29 protein-coding genes are annotated in these 25,591 nt (G+C 65.8%); 13 read left to right on the top strand and 16 right to left on the bottom strand.

What is annotated here, in order from left to right; all coding sequences use genetic code 11:
* The 4 genes from NNX38_RS08205 to NNX38_RS08190 all read right to left on the bottom strand — a co-directional run bounded on the left by NNX38_RS08205 (position 1) and on the right by NNX38_RS08190 (position 6,463).
* Complete coding sequence (locus NNX38_RS08205) at positions 1 to 585, bottom strand: HIT domain-containing protein (protein WP_255797548.1); 585 nt, start codon at positions 583 to 585, stop codon at positions 1 to 3.
* A 15-nt stretch (positions 586 to 600) separates the two neighbouring features.
* Positions 601 to 2,613 (bottom strand): threonine--tRNA ligase, encoded by a 2,013-nt coding sequence (gene thrS, locus NNX38_RS08200; protein ID WP_255797547.1) that lies wholly within the window; start codon positions 2,611 to 2,613, stop codon positions 601 to 603.
* Positions 2,614 to 2,688: 75 nt separating this feature from the next.
* Positions 2,689 to 6,114 carry a DNA polymerase III subunit alpha gene (locus tag NNX38_RS08195; RefSeq protein ID WP_255797546.1) on the bottom strand — a complete coding sequence of 1,142 codons (3,426 nt, stop codon included), beginning with the start codon at positions 6,112 to 6,114 and terminating at the stop codon, positions 2,689 to 2,691.
* A gap of 37 nt (positions 6,115 to 6,151) precedes the next feature.
* Positions 6,152 to 6,463, bottom strand: coding sequence for a DUF6504 family protein (locus NNX38_RS08190; protein ID WP_229951751.1), 312 nt, complete (start codon positions 6,461 to 6,463; stop codon positions 6,152 to 6,154).
* A gap of 493 nt (positions 6,464 to 6,956) precedes the next feature.
* Here NNX38_RS08190 and NNX38_RS08185 point away from each other — a divergent pair, with 493 nt between their 5' ends.
* On the top strand, positions 6,957 to 7,223 hold the full coding sequence (locus tag NNX38_RS08185; protein WP_255797545.1) for a hypothetical protein: 267 nt from the start codon (positions 6,957 to 6,959) through the stop codon (positions 7,221 to 7,223).
* Between the two features lie 13 nt (positions 7,224 to 7,236).
* Here the strand turns inward: NNX38_RS08185 and NNX38_RS08180 are convergent, their stop codons facing one another.
* The gene (locus NNX38_RS08180) at positions 7,237 to 8,847 is read right to left on the bottom strand and encodes an MDR family MFS transporter (protein WP_255797544.1); all 1,611 of its coding nucleotides are present in this window, start codon (positions 8,845 to 8,847) and stop codon (positions 7,237 to 7,239) included.
* A 34-nt stretch (positions 8,848 to 8,881) separates the two neighbouring features.
* Complete coding sequence (locus NNX38_RS08175; protein ID WP_255797543.1) at positions 8,882 to 10,564, bottom strand: MDR family MFS transporter; 1,683 nt, start codon at positions 10,562 to 10,564, stop codon at positions 8,882 to 8,884.
* Between the two features lie 286 nt (positions 10,565 to 10,850).
* Between NNX38_RS08175 and NNX38_RS08170 the strand changes: the two genes are divergently transcribed.
* Positions 10,851 to 11,894 (top strand): DUF2776 family protein, encoded by a 1,044-nt coding sequence (locus NNX38_RS08170; RefSeq protein WP_255797542.1) that lies wholly within the window; start codon positions 10,851 to 10,853, stop codon positions 11,892 to 11,894.
* A 10-nt stretch (positions 11,895 to 11,904) separates the two neighbouring features.
* Here NNX38_RS08170 and NNX38_RS08165 read toward each other — a convergent pair whose 3' ends face one another.
* From NNX38_RS08165 to NNX38_RS08145, 5 genes are all read right to left on the bottom strand, one after another.
* A complete protein-coding gene (locus NNX38_RS08165) occupies positions 11,905 to 12,684 on the bottom strand; it encodes a tyrosine-protein phosphatase (RefSeq protein WP_255797541.1) in 780 nt (259 codons plus the stop codon).
* Positions 12,677 to 13,249, bottom strand: coding sequence for a DUF2087 domain-containing protein (locus NNX38_RS08160; RefSeq protein ID WP_255797540.1), 573 nt, complete (start codon positions 13,247 to 13,249; stop codon positions 12,677 to 12,679). The genes NNX38_RS08165 and NNX38_RS08160 overlap by 8 nt, the downstream gene beginning before the upstream one ends.
* Complete coding sequence (locus NNX38_RS08155; RefSeq protein ID WP_255797539.1) at positions 13,236 to 14,021, bottom strand: hypothetical protein; 786 nt, start codon at positions 14,019 to 14,021, stop codon at positions 13,236 to 13,238. Before NNX38_RS08155 ends, NNX38_RS08160 begins: the two co-directional genes overlap by 14 nt.
* Positions 14,022 to 14,040: 19 nt before the next feature.
* Positions 14,041 to 14,862, bottom strand: a complete 822-nt coding sequence (locus tag NNX38_RS08150; RefSeq protein WP_255797538.1) for a hypothetical protein — start codon at positions 14,860 to 14,862, stop codon at positions 14,041 to 14,043.
* A gap of 84 nt (positions 14,863 to 14,946) precedes the next feature.
* The gene (locus tag NNX38_RS08145) at positions 14,947 to 15,285 is read right to left on the bottom strand and encodes a chorismate mutase (protein WP_255797537.1); all 339 of its coding nucleotides are present in this window, start codon (positions 15,283 to 15,285) and stop codon (positions 14,947 to 14,949) included.
* A 96-nt stretch (positions 15,286 to 15,381) separates the two neighbouring features.
* On the opposite strand from NNX38_RS08145, the gene NNX38_RS08140 reads away from it, so the two are divergent.
* Positions 15,382 to 15,819 carry a VOC family protein gene (locus NNX38_RS08140; RefSeq protein ID WP_255797536.1) on the top strand — a complete coding sequence of 146 codons (438 nt, stop codon included), beginning with the start codon at positions 15,382 to 15,384 and terminating at the stop codon, positions 15,817 to 15,819.
* Between the two features lie 7 nt (positions 15,820 to 15,826).
* On the opposite strand, the gene NNX38_RS08135 is transcribed toward NNX38_RS08140, so the two are convergent.
* Entirely contained in the window at positions 15,827 to 16,615 is a 789-nt protein-coding gene (locus NNX38_RS08135; protein WP_255797535.1) for an SOS response-associated peptidase, read from the bottom strand.
* A gap of 134 nt (positions 16,616 to 16,749) precedes the next feature.
* Here NNX38_RS08135 and NNX38_RS08130 point away from each other — a divergent pair, with 134 nt between their 5' ends.
* Both NNX38_RS08130 and NNX38_RS08125 read left to right on the top strand, forming a co-directional pair.
* Positions 16,750 to 16,974, top strand: a complete 225-nt coding sequence (locus tag NNX38_RS08130) for a mycoredoxin (protein WP_227933722.1) — start codon at positions 16,750 to 16,752, stop codon at positions 16,972 to 16,974.
* Between the two features lie 120 nt (positions 16,975 to 17,094).
* Positions 17,095 to 17,604, top strand: coding sequence for a hypothetical protein (locus NNX38_RS08125; protein WP_255797534.1), 510 nt, complete (start codon positions 17,095 to 17,097; stop codon positions 17,602 to 17,604).
* A gap of 31 nt (positions 17,605 to 17,635) precedes the next feature.
* On the opposite strand, the gene NNX38_RS08120 is transcribed toward NNX38_RS08125, so the two are convergent.
* Complete coding sequence (locus tag NNX38_RS08120; protein WP_255797533.1) at positions 17,636 to 18,652, bottom strand: zinc-dependent alcohol dehydrogenase family protein; 1,017 nt, start codon at positions 18,650 to 18,652, stop codon at positions 17,636 to 17,638.
* Between the two features lie 211 nt (positions 18,653 to 18,863).
* Here NNX38_RS08120 and NNX38_RS08115 point away from each other — a divergent pair, with 211 nt between their 5' ends.
* The 8 genes from NNX38_RS08115 to NNX38_RS08080 all read left to right on the top strand — a co-directional run bounded on the left by NNX38_RS08115 (position 18,864) and on the right by NNX38_RS08080 (position 24,309).
* Positions 18,864 to 19,949 carry an S-(hydroxymethyl)mycothiol dehydrogenase gene (locus tag NNX38_RS08115; RefSeq protein WP_227921218.1) on the top strand — a complete coding sequence of 362 codons (1,086 nt, stop codon included), beginning with the start codon at positions 18,864 to 18,866 and terminating at the stop codon, positions 19,947 to 19,949.
* A complete protein-coding gene (locus NNX38_RS08110) occupies positions 19,949 to 20,590 on the top strand; it encodes an MBL fold metallo-hydrolase (protein WP_229951738.1) in 642 nt (213 codons plus the stop codon). Before NNX38_RS08115 ends, NNX38_RS08110 begins: the two co-directional genes overlap by 1 nt.
* A 55-nt stretch (positions 20,591 to 20,645) precedes the next feature.
* Entirely contained in the window at positions 20,646 to 21,185 is a 540-nt protein-coding gene (locus tag NNX38_RS08105; protein ID WP_255797532.1) for a hypothetical protein, read from the top strand.
* A gap of 44 nt (positions 21,186 to 21,229) precedes the next feature.
* Positions 21,230 to 21,760 (top strand): hypothetical protein, encoded by a 531-nt coding sequence (locus NNX38_RS08100; RefSeq protein ID WP_255797531.1) that lies wholly within the window; start codon positions 21,230 to 21,232, stop codon positions 21,758 to 21,760.
* Between the two features lie 20 nt (positions 21,761 to 21,780).
* Positions 21,781 to 22,359 carry a hypothetical protein gene (locus NNX38_RS08095; RefSeq protein ID WP_255797530.1) on the top strand — a complete coding sequence of 193 codons (579 nt, stop codon included), beginning with the start codon at positions 21,781 to 21,783 and terminating at the stop codon, positions 22,357 to 22,359.
* Positions 22,360 to 22,425: 66 nt separating this feature from the next.
* The gene (locus NNX38_RS08090) at positions 22,426 to 23,244 is read left to right on the top strand and encodes a DUF427 domain-containing protein (RefSeq protein WP_255797529.1); all 819 of its coding nucleotides are present in this window, start codon (positions 22,426 to 22,428) and stop codon (positions 23,242 to 23,244) included.
* Between the two features lie 351 nt (positions 23,245 to 23,595).
* Positions 23,596 to 23,871, top strand: coding sequence for a hypothetical protein (locus NNX38_RS08085; protein ID WP_255797528.1), 276 nt, complete (start codon positions 23,596 to 23,598; stop codon positions 23,869 to 23,871).
* A gap of 21 nt (positions 23,872 to 23,892) precedes the next feature.
* Positions 23,893 to 24,309 (top strand): hypothetical protein, encoded by a 417-nt coding sequence (locus tag NNX38_RS08080; RefSeq protein WP_255797527.1) that lies wholly within the window; start codon positions 23,893 to 23,895, stop codon positions 24,307 to 24,309.
* A gap of 60 nt (positions 24,310 to 24,369) precedes the next feature.
* Here the strand turns inward: NNX38_RS08080 and NNX38_RS08075 are convergent, their stop codons facing one another.
* From NNX38_RS08075 to NNX38_RS08065, 3 genes are all read right to left on the bottom strand, one after another.
* Positions 24,370 to 24,600: a hypothetical protein gene (locus tag NNX38_RS08075; RefSeq protein WP_255797526.1), complete on the bottom strand. Its 231-nt coding sequence runs from the start codon at positions 24,598 to 24,600 to the stop codon at positions 24,370 to 24,372.
* Positions 24,597 to 25,103: a CGNR zinc finger domain-containing protein gene (locus tag NNX38_RS08070; protein WP_255797525.1), complete on the bottom strand. Its 507-nt coding sequence runs from the start codon at positions 25,101 to 25,103 to the stop codon at positions 24,597 to 24,599. Before NNX38_RS08070 ends, NNX38_RS08075 begins: the two co-directional genes overlap by 4 nt.
* A 77-nt stretch (positions 25,104 to 25,180) precedes the next feature.
* Positions 25,181 to 25,537, bottom strand: a complete 357-nt coding sequence (locus NNX38_RS08065) for a MerR family transcriptional regulator (protein ID WP_255797623.1) — start codon at positions 25,535 to 25,537, stop codon at positions 25,181 to 25,183.
* Between the last annotated feature and the right edge of the window lie 54 nt (positions 25,538 to 25,591).

Raw genomic sequence — 25,591 nt, 5'->3', positions numbered from 1 at the left:
TCAGTCCTCGCTGTCCGGGCCGGAGCCCTCTTGAGGCCAGGCGTCGGCCACTTGCCGGCGCACATCGCCCAGGGTCTGGGTGATGGCCTTGGTCTGCGCGATGATCGGAAGGAAGTTTCCATCACCGCCCCACCGCGGAACGATGTGCTGGTGCAGGTGGGCGGCAATCCCGGCCCCGCCGGTTTCGCCTTGGTTCATGCCCAGGTTGAAACCGGTGGGGCTGGACACCTTCCGCAGCACGCGCATGGCGGTCTGGGTCAGCGCCGCGATTTCCGCCGTCTCCTCCGGGTCGATGTCCGTGTAGTCCGGCACATGCCGGTACGGGCAGACCAGCAGGTGGCCGGCGTTGTACGGGAAGAGGTTCAGGATGACGAAGGCATGCTTCCCCCGGTGGACAATCAGCGATTCCTCGTCCGACCGCTCCGGCGCGGCGCAGAACGGGCAGGTCTCCTTTGAGGAGACCTGCTTCTGCCCGCCCTTGATGTAGGCAAGCCGGTGCGGGGTCCAGAGCCGCTGGAAAGCGTCGGGGACGCCGGCGAGTTCAAACGTGTCCGTCACCGCGGCGTCGTCAGGCTGTTCTCCCATAGCGTCCCCGCCGCCCTACTTGTCCCGGTTACGGACGGCTTCGACAATCCGCTTGACGGCCTCTTCAACGGGTACGCCGTTGTCCTGGCTGCCGTCGCGGAAGCGGAAGGACACGGCGCCTGCCTCGGCGTCGTCGCCGCCGGCGATCAGGACAAACGGGATCTTGTCCTTGGACGCCGTGCGGATCTTCTTCGGGAAGCGGTCGGTTCCGGTGTCCACCTGGGCGCGGATGCCATGGGCCTTGAGCTTGTCGACGACGTCGAACATGTAGTCGTTGAACGCTTCGGCCACGGGGATGCCGACTACCTGCACCGGTGCCAGCCAGGCCGGGAACGCGCCGGCGTAGTGCTCGGTGAGCACAGCCATGAAGCGTTCCACGGAGCCGAACAGGGCGCGGTGGATCATAACCGGGCGCTGGCGGGTGCCGTCAGCGGCCTGGTACTCGAGCTCGAAGCGCTCGGGCAGGTTGAAGTCCAGCTGGATGGTGGACATCTGCCAGGTGCGGCCGATGGCGTCGCGGGCCTGGACGGAAATCTTCGGGCCGTAGAAGGCTGCTCCGCCCGGATCCGGGACCAGGTCCAGGCCGGAAGCTTCGGCAACCTCGGCGAGGGTGCGGGTGGCTTCCTCCCAGATGTCGTCGGAGCCGACGAACTTCTCCGGGTCCTTGGTGGACAGCTCCAGGTAGAAGTCATCCAGGCCGTAGTCCTTGAGCAGGTCCAGCACGAACTTCAGCGTGGTGGTCAGCTCGTCCTTCATCTGCTCGCGGGTGCAGTAGATGTGGGCGTCGTCCTGGGTCATGCCCCGCACACGCGTCAGGCCGTGGATCACGCCGGACTTCTCGTAGCGGTACACGGAACCGAATTCGAACAGCCGCAGCGGAAGCTCACGGTAGGACCGTCCGCGGGAACGGAAGATCAGGTTGTGCATGGGGCAGTTCATCGGCTTCAGGTAGTAGTCCTGGCCGGGCTTGGTGACCTCGCCGGTCTCCGGGTCGGTGACCTCGTCCACGTGCATGGGAGGGAACATCCCGTCGCGGTACCAGTCCAGGTGGCCGGAAACCTCGTACAGGTGGCCCTTGGTGATGTGCGGGGTGTAGACGAACTCGTAGCCGGCCTCGGTGTGGCGCTGGCGGGAGTAGTCCTCCATGGCCTTGCGGATGATGCCGCCCTTGGGGTGGAACACCGGCAGGCCCGAACCCAGCTCATCCGGGAAGGAGAACAGGTCCAGTTCGGTGCCCAGCTTGCGGTGGTCGCGGCGCTCGGCCTCGGCCAGGCGTTCCTGGTAGGCCTTCAGCGCGTCCTTGGTGGGCCAGGCGGTGCCGTAGATGCGCTGCAGCTGCTGGTTCTTCTGGTTGCCCAGCCAGTAGGCGGCGGCGGAGCGGGTGAGGGCGAAGGCGTTGGAGATCAGCTTGGTGTTAGGCAGGTGCGGGCCGCGGCACAGATCGCACCAGACGACGTCGCCGGACTTGCGGTCCACATTGTCGTAAATGGTGATCTCGCCGGCACCGACCTCGATGCTGGCACCTTCGCCGGCTTCCTCGGCGCCGTCCTTCTTGCCCAGCAGTTCAAGCTTGTACGGCTCGTTCTTCATGGCTTCGCGGGCTTCGTCTTCGCTGACCACGCGGCGGGCAAACTTCTGGTTCGAGTTGATGATCTTCTGCATCATCTTCTCGAGGGTCTTCAAATCCTCCGGCGTGAACGGCTCGGCTACGTCGAAGTCGAAGTAGAAACCGTCCTTGATGTACGGGCCGATGCCCAGCTTGGCATCCGGACGCAGCTGCTGCACGGCCTGGGCCATGACATGGGCGGTGGAGTGGCGCAGGACATTCAGTCCGTCTTCGGACTCAATGGTGACGGACTCCACGATGTCGCCCTGCTCCAGCGGCGTATCCAGGTCCTTGAGGACGGAGTGGACGCGCATCACGACGACGTCGCGGCGGTCGAAGAAGAGCTGCGCACCAGTGGTGCCAGTATCCACCGTGGTCTCTTCGCCGTCGACGATGAGGGTGAACTTCTCTGGCACTGACACGATTGTCTCCTAGATTTCGTTGTACGGCGTCTGCTGCACGGCCTGGACACGGCCGCACTTCCGCCCGTACCGATGTTATCCGCTGCGCTTGGACCCCACCAACATGCCGCGCTGACGGCCGGGCTTCGGAAGCGAGTCCGTGTCCGCCAGGTTCCATGCCTCGAGGGCCTGGAGGCTGATGCCCCGCGGGCCGGTGCGGCGGGTCAGTCCGCGGACCAGCAGCAGCTCCGTGCCGAAAAGCAGCGGACCGGATTTCTCCTGCGCCTCGTGGAAGAACGTGCAGTCAATGCACCCGGTGCCGTCGTCGAGGCTGATGAACACCACCCGGCGTCCCCCACGCATGGGCGGAGTCTGCGTGGCCACCCGGATCCCGGCGACCAGCACCTCGGTCCCGTTGCGCAGGTCCATCAGTGCTTCCGCGGGAGTGACGCCCAGCCCGCGCAACAGCGGACCGTAGCTTTCCATCAGGTGCGCGCTGACGTCCACGGACAGCAGGTCCAGTTCGGTGCGGACCTTTTCCCGCAGCCCCGGTTCGGGCAGGTGATGGTGCAGGTTCGCCAGCTCGGTATCGCCCAGCGGCAGGGCCAGCTGCCCGGGAATCGGATCGTGCTTCCGGGACGCGGACTTGGCCGGTGCGGCGTCCAGGTACTGGATCAGGTCCGCGCGGCTGCCCTCGGAGCCGGTCTGCTTGCTGAGTGAGTCGAACGCACCGAGCTGCGCCAGCCGGCGCAGCGTGGGCCGGGAGACCTTCGCGCGTGCCCGCAGGTCCGCCAGGGAGTCATAGGGCTGCCCGGCGGCAATACGCTTTAGCTCGACGGCGGACAGCCCGTAGATCCCGGCCAGGGAAAGCCGGATGCCCAGCCGTCCGTCGTCGAGCCGTTCCACCCGGTAGGTTTCGCCGCTGCGGTTAATGTCCAGGGGCAGGATGGGGATGCCCATCCGCCGGGCCTCGGCCACGAGCAGCCGGCGGGGATACATCCCGGGATCGTGCTCGAAAATCCCGGCGAGGAACGCTGCCGGGTGGTGCGCCTTCAACCACGCGGACTGGTAGGTGGGTACGGCAAAGGCAGCGCCGTGGGCCTTGCAGAAGCCGAAGCTGCCGAAGGCCTTGAGCGTGTCCCAGACCTTGTCGATGGTCTCCGGAGTGTAGCCGCGGGCGGCGGCCTTGCTGCGGAAGTATTCCTCCACGCCGGGCTCGGCGGTTTCGTTGCCCAGCAGCCGGCGCAGTTCATCCGCCTTCGCCAGCCCGCAGCCGGTGAAGACGTTCAGGGTCCGCAGCACCTGTTCGTGGAAGACGGTGACGCCGTGCGTTTCGGCCAGCACCGGGCGCAGCGCCTCGTGCGGGTACACCTCGGGGGAAAAGCCGTGCCGGTGTTCCAGGAACGGGCGGACCATATCGGATTTCATCGGGCCGGGCCGGAACAGGGAGATGTCGATGATCAGGTCATTGAACTCCCGCGGCGCCAGCTTGCCCACCAGTTCACGCTGTCCCGGGGATTCGATCTGGAAGCAGCCCAGGGTATGCGTGCTGCGGATAAGTTCGTAGGTGGGTTCGTCGTCGAACGGCACGGCATCCAAGTTGATCCGGCCGTCCGCTTCGACGAACTCCGGGTCCGGGGAGTCCGGCCTGTCCCGGTGCTTCCCGGCGGCAATGACCTCTTCACGGGAGGAGTGCACCCGCACCACTTCGCGGACGGCAAAGGCCATGGCGCTCTGCATCCGCACGCCCAGCACGTCGAGTTTGAGCATGCCCATGGGGTCCATGTCGTGCTTGTCGAACTGGGACATGGGCAGGCCCAGGCCGCTGGGCTGCACTGGGGTGCGGTCCAGCAGGGAGGTGTCCCCCAGGATCACTCCGCAGGGATGCATGGAGATGTGCCGGGGCAGCCGGTCCAGGCGTTCGGTGAGGTCCACCAGCAGGTCCAGCTGCTGGTTTTTTTCCACCTGGCCGGAGAATTCCCGCAGTTCGGGCTTTTCGGCGAGCGCCTCGCGGAAGTTGCGGGCCGAGAAACGCCACAGCTGCTTAGCCACAGCGCCGATCTCCTCCTCGGGCATGCCCAGCGCCAGTCCGGCGTCGCGCACCGCTCCCCGTGCCCGGTAGCCGTTCTGCATGCTCATCAGCGTGACGCGTTCGGAGCCGAAGCGTTCGAAGATGCGGTGATAGACGTTGTGCCGCTCGGCGCTCTCGACGTCAATGTCGATGTCCGGCAGCGTGGACCGGTCCCGGGAGAGGAAGCGTTCAAAGATCAGGTCATGATCCAGCGGGTTCACGTGGCTGACGCCCAGCAGGTAGTTCACCAGCGAGGAGGCTCCCGACCCCCGGGCGGCGGCGCGTACCCCCATCCCGGTGATCATGTCCGAGACTTCCGCAACGGTGAGGAAGTACGAGGCGAAGCCCAGCTGCTCGATGATGCCCAGCTCGTGTTCGAGCCGGTTGCGCAGTTCGACTTCGGCAATGGAGTCCCGGGCACGCAGCCTGCGGGTAATCCCCGCCTCGCAGCGCTGGCGCAGTTCGATCATGGGTTCGGCCTCGATGCCGATCACCGAGGCTTCGGGCACCACGGGCTGCTTCCAGCCCATGTCCGCCACGGGATCTATCCGGCAGCTATCCGCGAGCGCCGCAGTGTCGGCCAGCATCCGTGCCGCTCCGGAGGAACCGTAGCCTGCCTCTGAGCTGATCTCACGGGCCAGTGCGGTCATCTCCCGTGTCCCCTTGAGCCAGCCCTGTCCGTTGGGCTGTAAGTCCGGGAGGTGGGAGAGCGAGGTCAGCGAGCGCGCGGCGTCGAGCACGTCGGCGGTGGCGGCTCCATCCTCGTCCACATAGCGCACGGCATTGGTGAGGATGCCGGGCACGCGCATCTCGTCGGCCAGCCGGAACATGCGTACTGCGTGGGCAAGGCTGAGGTTCTCCCCCGGCGCAGACAGATGCGTGACCACCTCGACGGCGAGCGCCCGGGCAGGGATCAGCGAGCGCCAGCGGCCGAACAGGGTGCGGGCGACGGCGTAGCTTCGGCTGCGCATGGCCTGGCCGACGTCGGACTGCGGGCCGACGAGGACGGTCAGGACCGGTTCGGCCTCCTCCTCGGGGACGCCTTGCCCGGCCCTTACGCCGCCGACGTACCCGGCAAGCTGCTCCATGGTGACGCCTACCGGTTTGCCGGCGCGTGCCCGGGAGGCGGAGGTGGCGGCGTGCGCGGCGGAGATCAGCCGGCACAGGGCACGGTAGCCTGCTCCTCCGGTATGCCCGTGGGCGAGAATGACCACCCGTCCCGTGACGGCGTTACTGCCATCCAGCACAGCCAGGTCCACCCCGACGATGGGATCGATGCCCGCCTCCATGCACGCCCGCAGGTGCTTGACCGTTCCATAGAGCCCGTCCCGGTCCGTGCAGGCGAGCGCATCCGCGCCGTCGGCAGCAGCGGCCTGCGCCATCTCCTCCGGCCAGGACACCCCGTAGTGGGCGCTGAACGCAGTGGCTGCGTGCAGGTGGATAAAGCTCATTGTTTAGGCGCCGTCTTCCATTAGGCACTGTCTTCCATTAGGCGCTGTCCCTCAGGGCATCGTGGATCCGGATCAGGCGCCAGCGGTCGCTGCGGACGTGATGCGAAAGGTCGAGGGTGCGCAGGTCGGAGCGGTCATTGACGCGGGCCTGGACCCGCCAGATCTCGGTATCCACCAGTCCAGCGCCGTGGCCGCGTTCGGCACGGGTTTCCTCTTCCCACCAGTTGCGGCGCTCATACCAGCGCACCGGATCGGCCCCCACCTTGTAGGTGCGCCCGCCCCAGATAAGCCGGAGAGGCTGGCCCGCGGGCGAGCACACCACCTCGATTGCTTCGCTGAAGGTACCCATTCAGCTTCCTCCCCGCCCCGGTAGACAGGCACACCGCCTACGTCTCTCACCACTGGTTATCAGTTGGCAACTAATTCGAACATATGTTCGAACAGCTCCGCCACCAGTGTACGACCAGCCGGGGACAAACGGCACCACGCGGAGGTGGATGGGAAAGGAGATCCGCTCAGAAGCAGCAGAGCCCAGGTGTGCCGCTGCCGGAGCCGATGCCCGCATGGTGCACACTGTTTCCAGACAGCTGGATTCTGCGCAGGATGCCTTGGTCCAGGCAATACTCATCGGATGGGGGCCGGTTATGGCAGCAGACAGCAACACACCGCCTAATGGAGGGCAGCAGTCGGAACCGTGGAATCCGTTCGGGCAGGGACCTGAACCCCAGCACCGGAATCCATATCTGCAAGACGTCCTGCCTGCGGATCAGGGCCCGGTTCCCCCAGAAGCGGCCTCCCGGAAAACACGGTTCAGCGCGGCAGCGATAACGGGAATGATCCTCGTGTCGATCGTCTGGGCGATCGTCGTCCGCCCCCTCGTCATCCTCGCCCCCTGGGACGTCTCCGACTTCTCCATTTTTGGCTTCTTCGCCTTTTCCGGCCTGTTCACCCTGCTCGCAGGAGTGACGGGATTCATCGCGGCGCTTATCCAGGGGAACAAGAAGCTTGCCGCCCGCCTGTACATCATTCCCTCCCTGATCTGGCAGGCAGGCCTCGTGGCAGCGCTTTTCCTGCTGGTGATCGCCCTATCCGGTTATGACGGCACCTAACGCCAGGCCGCTCCTATCTCCCGCTGTCCACGTCCACCTTCACCCGCGCCGTGGTGGACAACGGCGTCTCCCGAATGAACAGGCACAGCACCAGGGCAACTGCCACGATGGGCACACTGAGCAGGAAAATGGGAGGCAGGGCCTGCCCGAATGCCGCAGCAATGAAGTCCTGCGCCGGTGCGGGGAGCCCGCGGAGCATAGCCGGACTCAGCGAATTGATGTCCCCTCCGAGGGCAGTCCCGGCCCCCGGCGGCGCCGCGGCAATCTCATTGCCCAACCGGTGGATGAAGATCGACCCGAACAGCGCGATCCCGAACGAGGCACCGATCTGGCGGAAATAATTCGCTGCTGAGATAGCCGCGCCCATGTCCCTGCCCGGCACGCTGTTCTGCACAATCAGCACCAGGTTCTGCATCAGCATTCCCAGCCCGAGTCCCATCACCAGCATGCCGATTGCGGTGAACCCGTATGGGGTGGTGTCCGAGATCCGTGAGAGCAGCACCAACCCGGCAATGATCACCGCACACCCCAGCACCGGATAGATCTTGTACCGGCCGGTGCGGGAAATCAGCTGCCCGGTGCCGATGGAGGTCAGCAGCAGCCCGCCCATCATGGGCAGCATCATCAGGCCCGACTGCGTGGCGGTGGCCCGGTTGACCATCTGCAGGAAGGTGGGCAGGTAGGAGATGGTGGAGAACATCGCGATTCCGACGGCGATGCCCACCAGCACCGGCAGCAGGAAATTCCGGCTGCGGAACAGGCCAAGCGGCAGGATGGGTTCCTCGGCCCGCCTCTCCACCAGGACAAATGACGTGCCGGCCGCCAGCGTCACCACGGCCAGGGCAAGAATCTGCGGACTTGACCAGGCGTACGTGGTGCCGGCCCAGGTGGTGAGCATCACCAGGGCGGCGCTCGCGAGCGCAAGCAGCCCGGCGCCTGCGTAATCCAGTTTCGGGCGCCTGCCCCGGGGTTTGGGCAGATGCAGCGAAGACACGACGACGGCGAGCGCCACCGCGCCGATGGGCAGGTTGATGTAGAACACCCACCGCCAGGACCAGGCATCGGTGATCCAGCCGCCCAGTAACGGACCGCCCACGGACGCCAGCCCGAAGGCCGCCCCGATCAGGCCCATGTACTTCCCGCGCTCCCGCGGGGAGACCAGGTCCCCGAGGATGGCCTGCGCCCCGATCATCAGCCCGCCGCCGCCTACCCCCTGCAGCGCACGGAACCCGATCAGCTGGCCCATGTTCTGGGCCAGTCCGGATAGGACCGAGCCGGCGAGGAACACCACGATGGCGAAAATGAAAATGCTCTTGCGGCCAAACAGATCACCGAGCTTGCCGTAGATCGGCAGGCCGATGGTTGCCGCCAGGATGTACGCGGTGACCACCCAGGACAGATGCTCCAACCCGTTCAGGTCCCCCACAATGGTGGGCAGGGCCGTAGCGACGATGGTTTGGTCCAGGGCTGCCAGCAGCACCGAGAGCACCAGCCCCGTGAAGACCGGCACGAGGTTCCGCTTCGGTTCCGCGCCCCGGGCGGCGTCCACCCGGTGCTTCGGCAGGGCGGTCCCGGAGCGGGCCGCGGGCGCCGCGGTGCGCGGCGTTATTGCTCTGTGGGACATGGCGGGTTTCTTCTCTTCATGGTTGTTGTTGGCCCTACGTTGCGTCCACGTTCACCCGCGCCGTCCGGGACAACGGCTGCTGGACAAGAAACAGCGTCAGGACAAAGGCCGCCCCCAGGATCGGCACCCCGAGCAGGAAGATCGGCGGCAGCGCTTCGCCGAACGCGGATTTGATGAAGTCCTGCGCCGGAGCGGGCAGGGCCCTGATGCTGTCCGGACTGATTGAATTGGCGCCGCCCGACGCCGCGTCGCCGGCTCCGGCCGGCGCGGAGGCCAGCTGGTCGTTCAGCCGGCGGATGAACAGGGAGCCGAAAAGGGCAATCCCCAGCGAACCGCCCATCTGCCGGAAGTAGTTGGCGGTGGAAACCCCGGTGCCCATGTCCTTGGCAGGGACGCTGTTCTGCACAATCAGCACCACGTTCTGCATCAGCGCCCCGATCCCCAGTCCCAGCACGAACATGCCCAGCGCGGTGAGGGAGTACGGCGTCGTACTGGAAATGCGCGAGAGCAGCAGCAGTCCGCAGATCATGGTGAGTGAGCCGAGAATCGGATAGATCTTGTACTTGCCCGTGCGGGAGATCAGCTGCCCCGTCCCGATCGAGGTGGTGAGCAGCCCCGCGGTCATGGGGAGCATCATCAGCCCGGACATAGTGGGACTGGCTCCGTTGACGATCTGCAGGAAGGTGGGCAGGTAGGCAATGGACCCGAACATGGCCAGGCCTACCGCGAGCCCCACCAGCGTGCAGATCAGGAAGTTGCGGATCCCGAACAGGCGCAGCGGAAGGATCGGTTCGGACGCGCGCAGTTCCACCGGAATGAAGATGGCGACGGCGACGGCGGCCACCGCTCCCAGCGTGAGGATGGTGGGCGAGGTCCAGGCATAGTTGTTGCCGCCCCAGCTGGTCAGCAGCACCAGGGCGGCGCTGCCGACGGCAAGCAGTGCGGCCCCGGCATAGTCCAGCCGGATCCCTTTGCGGTCGGACCGCGGCAGGTGCAGCGCGGTGATGATGACCGCGAGCGCCACCGCACCGATGGGCAGGTTGATGTAAAACACCCACCGCCAGGACCAGTAGTCGGTGAGGTATCCGCCCAGCAGCGGTCCGCTGACGGAAGCGATGCCGAACGCCGCGCCGATCAGGCCCATGTACTTGCCGCGCTCGCGGGCGGGCACAATGTCGCCGATGATGGCCTGCGCACCGATAATCAGCCCGCCGCCGCCTACGCCCTGGACGGCGCGGTAGGTGATGAGCTCGGTCATGCTGTGCGCCTGCCCGGACAGGGCGGAGCCGCCCAGGAAAACCACGATAGCGAAAATGAAGATGTTCTTGCGCCCGAGCAGGTCCCCGAGCTTCCCGTAGATCGGCAGCCCGATGGTGGAGGTCAGCAGGTAGGCGGTGATCACCCAGGAGAGGTGGTCCATGCCCTGCAGGTCCCCCACGATGGTGGGCAGGGCGGTGGAGACGATGGTCTGGTCCAGGGCGGCGACAAGCACCGCGAGCATCAGCCCGGCGAAGACGACGGCGATCTGCCGCCGCGAGTGCCCGCCTCCCGCATCGGCGCGGCCCTGTGCACTCTCCCCGCCCGTTGGCGGGCCGCTCCGGGCCTGCGGCGTGTGCGCCACCAGGGGGACGGCATTGACCGGTGCTCCCATGGCACCGGCCATACCGGCTATCGGATGGGTTGCTGCGGTTCCGTGGGGAGTAAACCGGTCGGCCATGCACTCCTCCTTGGAAATTTCCGCCGGATGAGGGGCACTCCGGTCGGAACTTCCATTCGACGCCCACCGTCCTGCCAAGTCAACGGTCGGCGGCGGCCACCCATGCCGCCGGTACCGGCAGGCGTCGTGGCTGTCTGGTCCAGGGCAGGGACGGAGCGAAGTTCCATAGCCTGGGGAACTGCTCCCTGCCTCGGCGTTGTTCCACGGTTAGGACAGGCGCAGACTGGCACTAAACGCGGACCGGCCACGACGTCGAAGCCGCACGGGATCGCCTTCGGGGTACACCATGAACCGGACAATAAGTGTCATTTTCCGCGCCATACCGCTTCTCATGGGCGCTGTCTGCCTGTCCTTCGGCCTTTACATCCTGGCCGGGCGGAACGATGCCGATCACTTTGTCGCCGGACACGTCAACGTCGGGCTGACCGCCATCTGTTATGCACTGTTCACCACGGCGGCCACCATCATCAGGCAGCTCATCAACCGCTATGGGCGCGCGTGGGCGATCATCCTGCCGCTGTCCGGCTACGTGGCTGCTGCCGCCGCCATCATCTGGGGCATCGCTCTGGCCAACCGGGACAACACGGCGGAGAACCTCACGGCGGGCTTCGTTGTGATCGGCATCGGCTTCGTCGCCGCGTGCGTCAGCACCGTCGCGGCCGCGTCCACAAAATTCACGCTCATCCAGTCAGCACAGTTACTCGAGCCTCAGGGCGGCCCGCCGGAAGGTGCCCACTCCCGCGCCGTCGGCGCCGCGCTGCTCGCAGTTCCGGTTGCGGCCGCCGTCGTCGGTTTCTCCCTTGCGATCGGCCTGTTGGTGCGCGGAGATACTCCCGGATTCGTTGCCGGCCACGTCCTGATCGGCCTGTCGGCGATCTGCACGTCGCTGATCGCCCTGGTCGCGAGCATCGTGCGCCAGGTGCGCAACGAATTCAGCGGCGGCGAACGTTCCGCCTGGCCCTGGCTCGTGGCTGCCGCCGGCACGATCAATGTGCTGCTCGGACTATTCGTGCTGTTCAGCTCACACGAACCCTACCGGCTGGCCCCGGGATGTGTGCTGATCGGCCTCGGGCTGATCTGCTTCAGCATCCTGTCGAAGGTGCTGTTGCTCGCCCTCGTCTGGCGCCGCACGTTTGCCCTGGCCAACCGCATCCCGCTGATGCCCATCGGAACAGCGCTCACCTGTCTGTTTTTCGCCGCGTTCCTCTTTGAAGCCGCAGGCACAGACCCGGCGTTCTTTGTCCCCGCGCACGTGCTGGTTGGGCTCGGAGCTGTCTGCTTTACGCTCTTCTCAATCGTGTCGATCCTCGAAGCGGGGACGTCGGAGTAGCAGAGCAGCGCTAAGGCTCGGCGGTAACTGCTCCCCGCCAGGTGCGGATGCCGGTGCGGACTGCTTCCGGCAGCCCGGCATCGTCAAAGAGCCGCTGCAGCGAAAAGCCGTCCACCGCCGCGCGGAGGGCACCGTCCATGCTGGTTCCGTGCTCGGCGCACAGTTTTTCGCTCTGTGCCTCCGGATTGGGCCGTCCCGTTGCTGCTGCGAAGGCGTCCGCGTTGCGGACGGTTTCGAAGTAGTCCTCCCGGATCTCCTCCGGCTCCGCGTCCACTGCCGCGAGCAGGACCATTGCGGTCATTCCGGTGCGGTCACGTCCCGCCATGCAGTGGAAAAGCACCCCGCCCTCGGGTGCGCCGGCCAGGGCGGTGAGGACGGCGCCCATCCGGTCCGGCAGTCGGGTCAGGTGCGGCAGGAAGTACAGCGGCGTGCCCATCAGCCCGTTGTCCCAGTACCCTTCCCAGAACTCCGGGTTCTCGGCCAGGCCGTCCAGGTCCACGGGAACCGTGGTGAGCCAGTCCGGGCGCGCGGTGGTGTCCCGTGCACGTTCGGGCGGCTGGCGGAGGTCGACGACGGTACGCACTCCCAGCGCATACAGGGTGTCCCAGCCGCCGGGCCGGATCAGGTCCACCGTTTCGGAGCGGAAGAAGACCCCGTGCGGCGTAAGCGTGCCGTCTCGCCGTCGTCGGCCGCCCAGATCGCGGAAGTTCACCAGGCCCTCCACGGTGGCGGGGGTGCCGGGAGCCTCGTTGGTGGCAGTGAGCTTGGCCGTTTCCGGGAAACTAGGCAAATTCCATTCCTTCCGCCGGGCGGGGACGGGTGAGCCAGTACTGGGTGCCTGCGGCATCCCGGGCCACGATGCCTTCATCCACCAGATAGCGGCGGATGGCAGCGGGATCTGCGGTGAAGGCCGTCAGCCGGGTGGTGAGTTCCTTCTCCGACAGGACCGGCCGGAGCCCCGGCTCCGGCGACCGTGCATGTTCAAAGACCTCCCCGGCCAGGAAATGGAGCAGCTCCAGCCGGTCGGAGCGTTTGCGCGGGTAGGACTCGAGCCTGCCGTTGACCAGAAAGCGGCGGGCCGACGTGTCGGGTGTGCGTACCCCGGCGGCCAGCAGATCAGCGAAGACCGAGGCTACGGGTTCCACGCCGCGCTCGCCGACGCGGACCAGGCCGGCGTTCTGCAGCACGGCCAACGACTTGGTCTCGGAAGAGGTGAGATCCTCCGGGTCCAGGCATGCGCCGTCGTTGTCCGCCAGCACGGCTCGGGCGTACAGGTGCAGGCGCCGGCGGTCAGCGAGCGCCGCCGCCACGGGACGCCAGCGGTTCCCCTCCGGCGTCGGATCAGTTTCCCCCATGGTTCCCTAGCACCTGGACCGGCGGCATCTCGTGCATCATCCCCATGACCTGCAGTTCGGCGTACACATCCGCCACGGCCGGGGCATGCCAGTCCTTCACCGTGATGAGCGTTCCGTCCGGGTAGTTTTGCACGGCGGCAGCAGCAATGTGGAAGGGGAGCCGCCCGTAGGCCGTCCGGGAGAACCAGTTGAGGTATCCGACGGCGGGTTCCCGGTGAGATGTATGTGCCGGCAATCCCAACCGGGTCCGGCGCTCGCTGACCCTGTCATAGGATTCCCGGCTGGTAAGGCTCGCCGTTTCCGGTTCCCAGATGCGGATCAGCTTCCGGAACCAGGCGGAGGCCTCATCAGGGGTGCCGATAGTGAAGCCCCCCGGCAGTTTCAGGGAGATTTTGTTGGGTCTCGGGCCGAGGTTCCGGCCGGCGGTAACGTCCAGGGAGAACAGCGGTTCCTTGGCACCCGTGTCAGCGTAAAGCAGGAACTGCATCTTTCTGGTGCCGGTGGAAAACGGCGAGTCGGGGGCGTCGCGCTCCCGGTGGCTTTCAATTGCCCGGCCCAGTGCGGACGGGTCCGTAAAGTCCGCAGCGTCCCTGAACACGAGTGCGGGGCCGTGCCACTCACTCTCGGCAGCATCAAACCGTCCCCGGAACAGGTCCAGCATCCGCAGGATCCGGGCGGCCACCTGCTCCGCCGTTTCCCTCCTGGCTCCCCACAGCAGCCCGATACGGACCGCCTTATCCTCCGGAAACAGGTCGGCCACAGTGAGTGTCATGCGGCACAACCTACCCGATTCAGGCCCGGTCTTCGTGGAAGGGACCATCGGGAACCTGGTGATCCGGCATCTCGTGCAGCATCCCCATGGTCTCCAGCTCGGCATACAGGTCAGCGACGGCGGCGGCGTTCCAATCCGGGACGGCAATCAGCGTCCCGTCCGGGTCCTCACGGGTCACCGCGTCCAGCGGGAAAGGAAGCCTGCCGTACCCGGTGCGCGAGAACCAGTTCAGATAGCCCACAGACGGAGCGCTGAACGGCCGGTGCCCGATCCCCAGTTGACCCCTCCTCTCTCTGCAGAGGTCCATGGTTTCCGGGGTCATAAGGCACGCAGTTTCGGGTTGCCAGATTCGGACCAGTTCACCGAACCAGCCGCGGGCTTCCTCAGGGGAACCGAGAACGAATTCCGCAGGCGGCCGAAGTGAAATGCTGTTTGCCGGCAGCGTCCAGAAATGGCTGCGGCCGGCAGAAATATCAAACAGAAACAGTCCGTTCTCCGGATCGCCGCCCGCGGTCAGTGAAAATTTTGCCTTCAGGGTTCCGGTGTCCACAAGGGAGTCGGGGACGTCGCGCTGGCGGGGACTTTGAATCAGCGCTCCGAGTGTTTCCGGCCCGTCAGGGACGTCGATCCATTGGAGTCCGGGCGCGAAGAGGGTCTTCACCGACATCTGCCACGCTGCGTCCAGTTCCGGAAACCTGTTTCGAAGCAACGGGAGCGTCAACAGGATCCGTTCCGCGACCTGCACCGGAGTCTCCTTGCGCGATCCCCATTCCAGGGACAGCCACGCGTGGACCCGTTCGCCATCAGGTAAAGGGAAGAGGCCACCGACGGTTTGTGTCATGCGGCACAACCTACCCGATGCGGGCAACCCCGCGGTTGAGAACGCCGACGGCGTGTGGCGCGGCGTGCCGGAAGCGGACCCCCGCTAGCTGCGGCTGAAGGCGTCCAGCTTGCGCTGGGTCTCCATCTCGTGGCGGACCTTCAGCTCGTAGTCGATGAAGGCCTCGATCATGGCCTTGTACGTGCGTTCCACCACGTTGCAGTCGCCGTCCTGCTCCTGGGCCGCATGGCGGACATGGGCAATGACTTCCTCCATGCGCTTGGGCGAGCGGACGGCGTCGTCGTTGTCCTTCAGTCCCCCGGCGACGCGGACCAGCCGCTGCCGCCGCCAGATCAGCGCGACAATTTCCTCATCGATTTCGTCAATTGCTGTCCGGACATTATCTAGCTGTCCCGAAACGGATTTCTGCTCAGCTGATTCCATCCCTTAAGAGTAACCATTCCCGGGCCGCAGGCGCCGCACCGGGCCCCCGCTACCCGGGTAATGGCCGTCCGGCGCTTTCATGGCAGGATCATAGGCGTGAATCCCCACGTTTCCGTGGTCACCGTAGGCGTACGGGACCTCGAAGTAACTCACGCGTTCTACGTTTCGCGGCTCGGCTGGGAAACAGTGCAATACGTCCCCGACGAGGTGATCTTCTTCCAGATCAACCATGGGCTGCTTCTGGCCTTTTTCCGGGCCGACCATCTGGCTGCGGAAGCCGGTGCGGTCGGCGAACTCCACAACGCCCCGGTTACCCTCGGGCACAACGTGGACTCGGCCGCCGAGGTGGACGCCGTGCTGGCCAACGCCGCCGGCGCCGGCGGGATCATCACCGCCCCCGGAACCCAAATGAGCTGGGGCGGCTATTCCGGCTACTTCACGGACCCCGATGGACTGCGCTGGGAAGTCTGCTTCAACCCCGGCCTCAGGGTGGACGACGCCGGCCGGGTCACCCTGGCAGTGATTTCCGAATAAGTTCCCGCTAGAACAGCACGTCCTCCGTCGGCACCGTCTCCGCCGGGTCGGGATGCAGCAGGTACTCGCCGTCGTTGCGCACGTTACCCACGGCAGGATGGGCTTCGGACAGCACCCAGTCCGCCGCCGTCGGGTAGGCCTGCGCCGTAGCCAGGGCTACCAGCGTGCCCGCATCGCGCCGCGTCGGATCCAACCAGGCAGCCATGGCGTCCCGGGACAGCGGCAGCGGCAGCCGGTCATGCAGCCCGGCCAGTTCGCGCAGTGCCGGTTCGGCGCTCTCCGCCGGGGGCGAGGCGACGGTCAGGATCGACGTCGAGAGCAGCCACATCTCCGGGTCCCCTTCGGCCTTCGCCGGATCCCGCCACCACTCATACAGGCCGGCGAAGTAGATCGGGGCGCCGTCGGCCCGGGAAACGTGGAACGGGCGGCGCGCCTTGCCGGGGCCCACCTTCCATTCGTAGTAGCCGTCCACCGGCACCGCACAGCGGCGCGAGAGAACTGCCTCACGGAACGTGGGCTTTTCCAGGACAGTCTCGCTGCGGGCGTTGAACGCACGTACGCCTACGGATGCATCACCTGCCCACCCCGGCACCAGGCCCCACCGGGCAACGTGGATCTGGCGCACCTGCGTCCGTCCCCGGCCCGGCACGTCCACGAACCGTTCGAGGACAACGGGGACGTCCGACGTCGGGGCTACGTTCCAGGACGCGCGCAGTTCCAGGTTCGCGTCAGCCTCCGCTTCTGCCTCGGCCACGAGGTCCCCCGCGGAGCGGGCCATGACGTATCTTCCGCACATGCCTCCAGTCTGCCACCGGGAATGCCGCCGGCCGGAATACTGTTGGATCAGGCAACAATCCATTTCGACGAAGAGGAGCAACCATCGTGGCTGCCACTGCTGAAGCTTTCACCCCCGCAACCGGAACCATCACCATGTTCTCCACCTCCTGGTGCGGATACTGCCGACGCCTGAAGTCACAGCTGGATGCCCAGGGCATCGGCTACACCGAGGTCAACATCGAAGACGTGGAAGGTACTGCGGAGCTGGTGGCCTCGCTCAACGGCGGCAACCAGACCGTACCGACCGTGATTTTCCCGGACGGTTCCGCGGCCACCAACCCTTCGGCATCCGAGGTAAAGTCCCGCCTCGGCCTCTAGCGGATAGGGCCCCTCGGGCCCGGCGGACGGCGGAACCACGTGCTTGACTCTCGGTTACTGAGTAGTAGTGTGGGGGCTCTTCCAGAGGGAACGGGTACTACCGGGACACGAAGGAGCGAGATGAAGACCACTATGACACGGACCGCCGTCCTCCTATCGACAGCCGGACTGATCGCCGGTTCCGCGGTTTTCGCGGCACCGGCCTCAGCGTCCGTCACCGAATGCGAACCAGGATCCACGGCAACCACCTTCACCGGGTCCACCACAAGCCAGGAAACAGCCGGCACGGCAACGCTCACGAACAGTTCCACGGTCACTGCACCTGTCGCGCTCACCAGTGAACGTACCGTGACCAGCCAGGCGTCTACCAAGGGGCCGGTACCGCTCAGTGCGATCCTCCCCGCAGTGCGGACCGAGGTCAGCCCGCTGGCGTTCGAAACCGCCAGCTGGCGTGCCGGAGAGTCGGTATTCCAACTGACCTTGCCGGCGGGCCAGTCACACGATGTGACATACGGGTTCAACCTGATGTCGTTTTCCGGTTCGCAGCAGGAATGCGGACTCGACGGACGCTTCGGTTCCGCAACGGACTTCAGCGGCACCGTTTCGACCGGAACCTACGTAGACTTCTAGCGCTGCGGGTGGGAACCTGCCGGGCGGTGAGTCAGGGACGCAGCAATGCCTTTATGGTCCGCCGTTCGTCCATGGCCCGGTAGGCGTCCACGGCCTCACCCAGCGGCAGCTCCAGGGTAAACACCTTCCCCGGGTCGATCTTGCGCTGCAGGATCAACCCCATGAGCTCGGGCAGGAACCGGCGCACCGGCGCCGGGCCGCCCAGCAGGTGAATCTCAGCGAAAAAGAGCTGTTCGCCGGGTAGCTGCACGCCGTGCGGCACCCCCACGTAGCCCATATGGCCGCCAGGGCGGGTGCAGCCGATGCCCTGCAGCATCGAAGCCTGGGTTCCCACTGCCTCCACCACGCTGTGGGCACCCAGCCCGCCGGTCAGCTCACGCACCGCTGCCACGCCGTCGTCCCCGCGCTCAGGGACGATGTCCGTGGCTCCGAACTCCCGGGCCAGTTCCTGCCGGTCCGGGTGGCCGCTCATGGCGATGATCCGTTCGGCGCCCATCTGCCCGGCGGCCAGCACGGCCAGGAGACCCACCGCGCCGTCGCCCACCACGGCGACCGTCTTGCCGGGCCCGGCCTCGGCAGCAGCCGCACCGAACCAACCGGTACCGAGCACGTCCGAAGCGGCGAGCAGCGACGGGATCACGTCTGCATCCGGTGGCTCCGCGGTCGCCACGAGCGTGCCGTCCGCGAGGGGAACCCGCAGATACTCAGCCTGTGCTCCGCCGACGCCGACGGCATGGACACACCGGCTCTGATAACCCGCGGCGCAGATTTCGCAGGTGTTGTCGGAGGCGAAAAAGGAGCCCACCACAAACTGGCCCGGCCGGATCAGCGAAACCGCCGCCCCGGTTTCTTCGACTACGCCCACGTATTCATGCCCCATCGGACGGGGGCGGCGCACCGGGTCGATGCCCCGGTACGGCCACAGGTCCGATCCGCAGACGCAGGCCGCCACCACTCTTAGGATCGCGTCAGTGGGTTCCTGGAGTACCGGCCGGGGGACATCCTCCACCCGGACATCCCGCTCTCCGTACAACAGGGTTCCTAGCATGGGGCACTTCCTGGTGTTGGCGGCTGTCACTCCGGACCCGTTCCTGCCTTCCATGCTAGGACGGCGCCCGGCCCGGCGGCAGGCCCTGACGGTTGAGCCGGGAGCGGAAGGGCAATTCCGGCTTCGCCCCCGGCGCCCCGGGTCCATAGGATGGGAAGCGGGATGCCGGACTCAGGCTTCCCGCCCGGACATCGAAAGAGGCAGCACACTCATGGTTCATAAGGTTCAGGCCGTAGTCGTCAAGGAAAAGAACGCCCCCGTCTCCCTGGAGACCATCCTGGTACCGGACCCCGGGCCCGGCGAAGCGCTGGTGGACATCCTCACCTGCGGCGTCTGCCATACCGACCTGCACTACAAGCAGGGCGCCATCAACGACGACTATCCGTTCCTGCTCGGGCACGAAGCCACCGGCGTCGTTTCCGCCGTCGGCCCCGACGTCACCGAGGTAGCCCCCGGGGACCGTGTGGTGCTGAACTGGCGCGCGGTGTGCGGCGAATGCCGCGCCTGCCGCAAGGGCGAGCCGCAGTACTGCTTCAACACCGCCAACGCCACGCAGAAGATGACTCTGGAGGACGGCACCGAGCTGACGCCCGCCCTGGGCATCGGCGCGTTCGCCGAGAAGACCCTTGTCGCCGCCGGCCAGTGCACCAAGGTGGACGACGACGTCGACGCCGCCGCGGTGGGCCTGCTCGGCTGCGGCGTTATGGCCGGCATCGGTGCCGCCATCAACACCGGCGCCGTGCAGCGCGGGGAATCCGTGGCCGTGATCGGCTGCGGCGGCGTGGGCATTGCCGCCGTCGCCGGCGCAAAGCTGGCCGGAGCCACCACCATCATCGCCGTGGACATCGACTCGGCCAAGGTTGAACTGGCCATGGCCCAGGGCGCCACGCACGGCATCAACTCCAAGGACGAAGATCCGGTGGAAGCCATCCGCGCCCTCACCGGCGGCTTCGGCGCCGACGTCGTGATTGACGCGGTTGGACGCCCGGAAACCTATAAGCAGGCCTTCTACGCCCGTGACCTCGCCGGCCGCGTGGTGCTGGTGGGTGTGCCGAACCCGGAGATGAAGATCGAACTGCCGCTGGCGGACGTGTTCGGCCGCGGCGGCTCCCTGAAGTCCTCCTGGTACGGCGACTGCCTGCCCTCCCGGGACTTCCCCATGCTGGTGGAACAGTACAAACTCGGCCGGCTGGACCTGGATGCCTTCGTCACCGAGCGCATCGGCCTGGGCGACATCGAGGAAGCCTTCACCAAGATGCATGACGGCAAGGTCCTGCGTTCGGTGGTGGAACTGTAATGTTCCGCATCGACAACGTGGTCACCTCGGGAACCTTCTCCCTGGACGGCGGCACCTGGGACGTGGACAACAACGTCTGGATTGTCGGCGACGACCTCCAGGTGATCGTCATCGACCCGGCGCACAACATCAACGCGATCGCCGAAGCCGTGGGTGACCGGGAGGTCATGGCCATCCTGCTCACCCACGGGCATGACGACCACATCCGCGCCGTCGGCAAGGCCCGGGACCGCTTCAGCGCCCCGGTGTTCCTGCACGCCGCGGACCGGATGCTGTGGGACGCCGTATTCCCCGACGAGGGACCGGACGATGTGATCGAGGACGGCGACACGTTCGAGATTGCCGGCCACACGCTGCGCGCCCTGCACACGCCGGGGCACTCCCCCGGATCGGTCTGCTTCTCGCTGGCCGCCGGCGAGGACGTTCCGGAGCCCGTGGTCTTCAGCGGCGACACGCTGTTTCAGGGCGGCCCCGGTGCCACGGGCCGTTCCTACAGCGACTTCCCGACCATCATCGAATCCATCCGGGAACGCCTGCTGACGCTGCCGGCGGAGACGAAGGTGCTCACCGGGCACGGGGATTCGACGTCGATCGCCGCCGAAGGTCCGCACCTGCAGGAATGGATCGACCGGGGGCACTAGGACCCGCCGGGATCTTCCATGCGCATGCCTTGACCGCAGGGGTTAGGGTGTGCGCATGGGGGATTCTCGCGCACAGCTGCTGGATTTGTCCGTCGACGAAGCCGACGCCGAAGGGCATTTAGTCCGGGTGCGGGACTGGTTCCGCCGCACCGGGTGGAGCGAAGCCGATCCTGCCGCCTATGACGAGTACTACGAGATGTACCCCGCCGATTCCTTTGGAGAGCGCAGTTCCAGGCTGTTTGCGGGAAACGGCGTGTACTCGTTTGTGCCCCTTCACGGCATCTACATTGGCGGCGGTGATTCCTACGGTCCGCGTTGCCGGAAATGCGGCACGGAATACGACCTCGACGAAGCTGTCCAGCTGGCCATTGCTTGGGACAGCCACGTGGAGCCGGTCCTGTCGTGTACGAGCTGTTCCAGGCAGGAGAGGATGGGCGACTGGGAGATCCTGGGTTCCCTGACGGTGGCCTCCTTCGCCATCATCGTCGATGTCCACGACCATTCGTTGAATCCCGATCCACTCATCGCCGCCCTGCTGGAAGAACTCCGCAGCCAGCTTGGCGGACGCTGGGTCCATATGGTCGAGAACATCTGATCTGCGGGGAGCCCTGCTCTCCAGAGCTGGGTTAGGGTCAGCGCATGGGAGATCACTGGGAACAGCTGCTGGATCTGTCCGTGGATGAGGCCGGCGCGGAAGAGCGCCTTCAGGAAGTCCGAAACTGGCTCAGGACCAACGGCTGGACCAAGGCTGATCCGGACGCCTGCAAGGTCTACTTCGAGACGCGCCCGGCAGACGCCTTCGGCCCCCGAAGCCTCCCATTCGCGCATGATCCGGGTGACTGCTATGCCTTTGTTGCCAAGCGGGACCTCTACCATGCCGGTGACAGTGCAGGCGGACCAGTGTGCCGAAGATGCGGGACGGAACTTCCGCTGATGTCAGTCATCTCCCGGATAAGTGACTGGGACCAGGGCGGGGCCGAACCCCTCCTCACCTGCACGGAATGCTCCTGGACTGCACTGCTTGGAGATTGGAAGATTTCCTCATGCATGGCCGTGGCACACCTCGCAGTCATCATTGACCACACCTGGTCGAACCTCGCCGACCCGCTGATGGAGGCACTGCGGACGGATCTCGGCGGTCGCTGGGCCTATGTCCACCGCCACCTTTAGCCCTGCGTTAGGGTATGCGCATGGGGGATACTCGTGCACAGCTGCTGGATTTGTCCGTGGACGACGCAAACGCCGAAGCGCGCATGCACGAGGTACGGAAATGGTTCCGGGACAACGGTTGGAGCGCACCCGACCCACAGGTCTACGACTACCGGCACAGCCAGGAAGTGTCCGACGGACCCGGACCCCTTCTCATGGGGCAACTGGATCCCCGCCGGCCATACTTTGTCTTCACCTTTATTCCCGGCCTCGACGTCTATTACCTGGGCGACAGCACGGGCGGACCGAAGTGCCGGAAATGCGGTGAGGAACTGGACATCGACAAGGTTGCCAGGATGATCCAGGGGTGGCTGGACTCGGGTCAGGAACCGGACCTGACCTGTCCCCGCTGCTCATGGCACGCCCCCTGGGGGCGCTGGGAGCTCAGCACCTCCCTGGTTGTCGCCTCGTTTGCCGTCATCATCGACCGGGACTGGCATGTCCCGATCGGCCAGGATTGGCGTACCGCGGTGGATCCGTACGAACTTCCGCGGCATTTTGTGGAGCAGTTACAGGCCGATCTCGGCGGGCATTGGGTGTTTATGTATTTTCACGACTAAGACCTTGCGAAGCGGCCGAATCCGCAGGCCCTTGTATCGGGTGGCAGCCCGCCAGAAACTTGTTCCATGGCCCTGCACATCAGTCCCGCTTTCTGGAAACTCCTGCCGGAGCTGCGCTACGAACCCACGCCGCGGCGTATCCGGGCACAGCTCGGCGGCAACACCGTGGTGGATTCCACCAGTGCGGTGCTGGCCTATGAGCCGAGGCGAGTCACCCCCATCTACGCCGTACCCGCCGGAGATATCTCAGCGGAGGTGACGGCTGCTTCCGAGCCCGACGGCGACCCGCTGGCCGAGGTGCCGCCGGGCGCCCTGATGGACCCGCGCTATCCGTTCTCCGCGCACACTGCCCCCGGCCAGCCACTGGACCTGCGCGCAGGTGCGCATGAGCTGCCCGGTGCGGGGTTCCGTCCGGATGATGCAGATCTTGGCGGGTATGTGTTGCTGGACTTCAATGCGTTCGACCGGTGGCTGGAGGAAGACCAGGTGGTCGAGGGGCACCCCCGGGATCCCTTCCACCGGGTCGACGCCGTGGACTCCTCGCGTGCCGTGCGGGTGCACCTGGACGGACAGCTGCTGGCCGAGACCCGCCAGCCGCTGCTCGTGTACGAAACCATGCTTCCGCCGCGGACCTACTTTCCACGCTCGGACGTGGACTGGGATGTCCTCAACGCATCGACCTTCCGGTCCGTCTGCCCGTATAAGGGGACCGCGAACTACTGGTCGGTGACCGGGCATCCGGCGGGAACGGACCTGGCCTGGTCGTATGAACGGGTGCTGCCCGACTCGGCGCAGCTCAAGGACCGGGTCTCGTTCTTCGACGAGCGCACCGACGTGTACGTGGACGACGCCAAACAGGAAATCAACTCCCTGTTCCGCTTCTAAGGCTGCTTCAGTCCGCAGTATCGGCGATCTGGATGAGGTTGCCGACGGTGTCGGAGGGATCCCGTCCGATACCAGCGCCTCCGTGAATGGTGCGACGGCGGGATGCCCGGCCGGTTCGAGCAGCAGTTCCACCCCGGCGTCCTCCCCCGGCACCCCCACGGTCAGCCAGCGCGCCCCGCCCGCCGGCACATCCTGCCGCTGTTCGAATCCCAGCACCCGGCTATCCGGTGCACCAGGCAAATGCGGGAGGGGGGTCCTGTCAAACCCCCGGATGTGCGGGGCACTGGCCGCTGATACCCGGGATTTGTAGCGTTGATGCCCCAACACCGCATCTGAAAGGAAGACCACACCATGTCAACGCCTAATGAATCGTACGAACTTGCCCGCCGCCGCGTCATCGCGAAGACCATTTACAAAGGGGTGGTCGGTCTCTGCCTGCTGCTCGCGGTCCTTCAGGTCGCTATCTGGTACTTCACGACGCCGGACGGGTACTTCTGGCCGGTCTGGCCGATCCTGGGGACTCTTGTCGCCGCGGTCATTGCGGGGATCCCTGTCTACGCAGGCCGTCCCGCCATATCGGATCGCCGGATTGAAGCCGAAGTGGCTCGGATGCGGCGAGACGGCTGACCCGTACCGGGAGGGAACATCATGCTCGATAGCACTCACCAGGTCATCGCCGGCGTCGTTCTCCTCACCGTCATCGGCGTCGCATACGGCGGCCGGTTCGTCTTTACAGCGGTAACCGCACGATTCCCGGCGAACGACCTTCAAAAGAGCTTCTTCCGTGCCGGCCACGCCCACGCGGGAGTGCTCATCATCCTCGGCCTCCTGATCATGGTCATCGTGCAGGCGAACGGCGTGCCCGAGCCGTTCGCCACGATTTCCCTCGGCGTCCTTGCGGCCGCAATCCTGATGCCCACCGGTTTTTTCGTCTCCGTGATCGGCCAGGATCCCGCACGGCCCAACCGGGCCATTATGCTTCTGTGGAGCGGCCGTGCTGGGCGTCGGCCTGCTGGCCGCCGGCGTCGGACTCATCATTCAGGGAATCACGTCATGAACCCTTAGTCCGCTGCACACGGCTGCCGGCGATTGCCGGCGCTCCTTTCGCGGACTTACTGCTCACGCTCACCTGGGACCCACCAGCAGGTGATACCGGCGCTCCGCCTGCAGCCTTCGAGCCTTCTGGTCGGAAACGTTCCGGTACTCCAGCATGATGTTCTGCCGATCGGCACTAAGGCGCGGCTCCAGCGCTTTACGAAGCAGCCAGAGCCCGGCCGCATGCAGCAGGCGCGAGCATAGATTTGCGGTATCCGGAAGGCGGTACTGGCTGTGTGTCGCCGGCATTACTGCAGTCATGACGAACCCTCCTTCGAACGATGGCGGCGTACCCGGGCGCGCGTTGCGCAACGAACGGAGCAGAATTCCCGCACGCCTGCCGTTGAGGTGTCGAGAAAAGGCATGATGCACGGCGCGGAAACGCATCTGCCCACGCGGGCTCGGCATCCTTCGCTCACCGCCTGCATCAAGTCCGCCAGAATCTGCGCCCAAAAGGCGCCCTCAGCGGTTCCGCTAAGAGACAGGAAGTAGGGTCCGTTCCCGTCTATCCGGGGCACGACGGCGTATGTCGCTGCCACACTGTTCAGGGCGCTCCGGGCCTCCGCATCCGTACCGTCGACCAGGACCGCGGCCAATAAATCGCGGGCATGCCGGGCAACTGCCACATCATCAATCAGCGCGGCGGCGGGTGCCGGGTCTCTGAGGAACCTATGGAAAACATCAAGGTCCAGTTGCTCGGGCCACTGGCCTTCAGCTCGTGTCGAGGCAACTTTCACCAAGGCCCCAATCAGATCTTCATTCATGCCTGCAACCTAGCATCTGTGTAACGGGCATAACCAGAGCTGCCCGTTACGCAGGGGTGGCCCTGTGAGGACCCGGTCTAGTTATGGGTGACGAGCCGGTGGCGGGCTTCAATGATGAGGTCATCGAGGCGGTCCCTGGTGGCGAGGAGCTCACGGGCACGCCGGTCGAGAAGTTCACGTTGCTCGTCCAGGCGTTTGACCATGGAAGGTGTTGTCGTTCCCGAGTAGATACAGGGCAGCAGTTGCACGATCACAGCACTGGTCAGGCCGGCAGCCATCAGCTCCTGGATGAGGATCACCCGGTCGACGGCGTCGTCGTCGTACTCACGATGCCCGCCGCCGGTGCGGGACGAGACCAACAGCCCCCGGGTTTCGTAATACCGCAGCGATCTCACGCTCACTCCGCTGCGAGCAGCCAGCACCCCGATACGCATATGGATCCTTCCTGGACTTGAACCTGACACTCACGTCAGGTTTTACGGTGGAGC

The organism is Arthrobacter sp. zg-Y238 (assembly GCF_024385525.1).
Taxonomy (GTDB): Bacteria; Actinomycetota; Actinomycetes; order Actinomycetales; family Micrococcaceae; genus Arthrobacter_B; species Arthrobacter_B jinronghuae.
The sequence above is the reverse complement of the archived record's forward strand: the minus strand, read 5'-3'. Positions and strand labels throughout refer to the sequence as shown.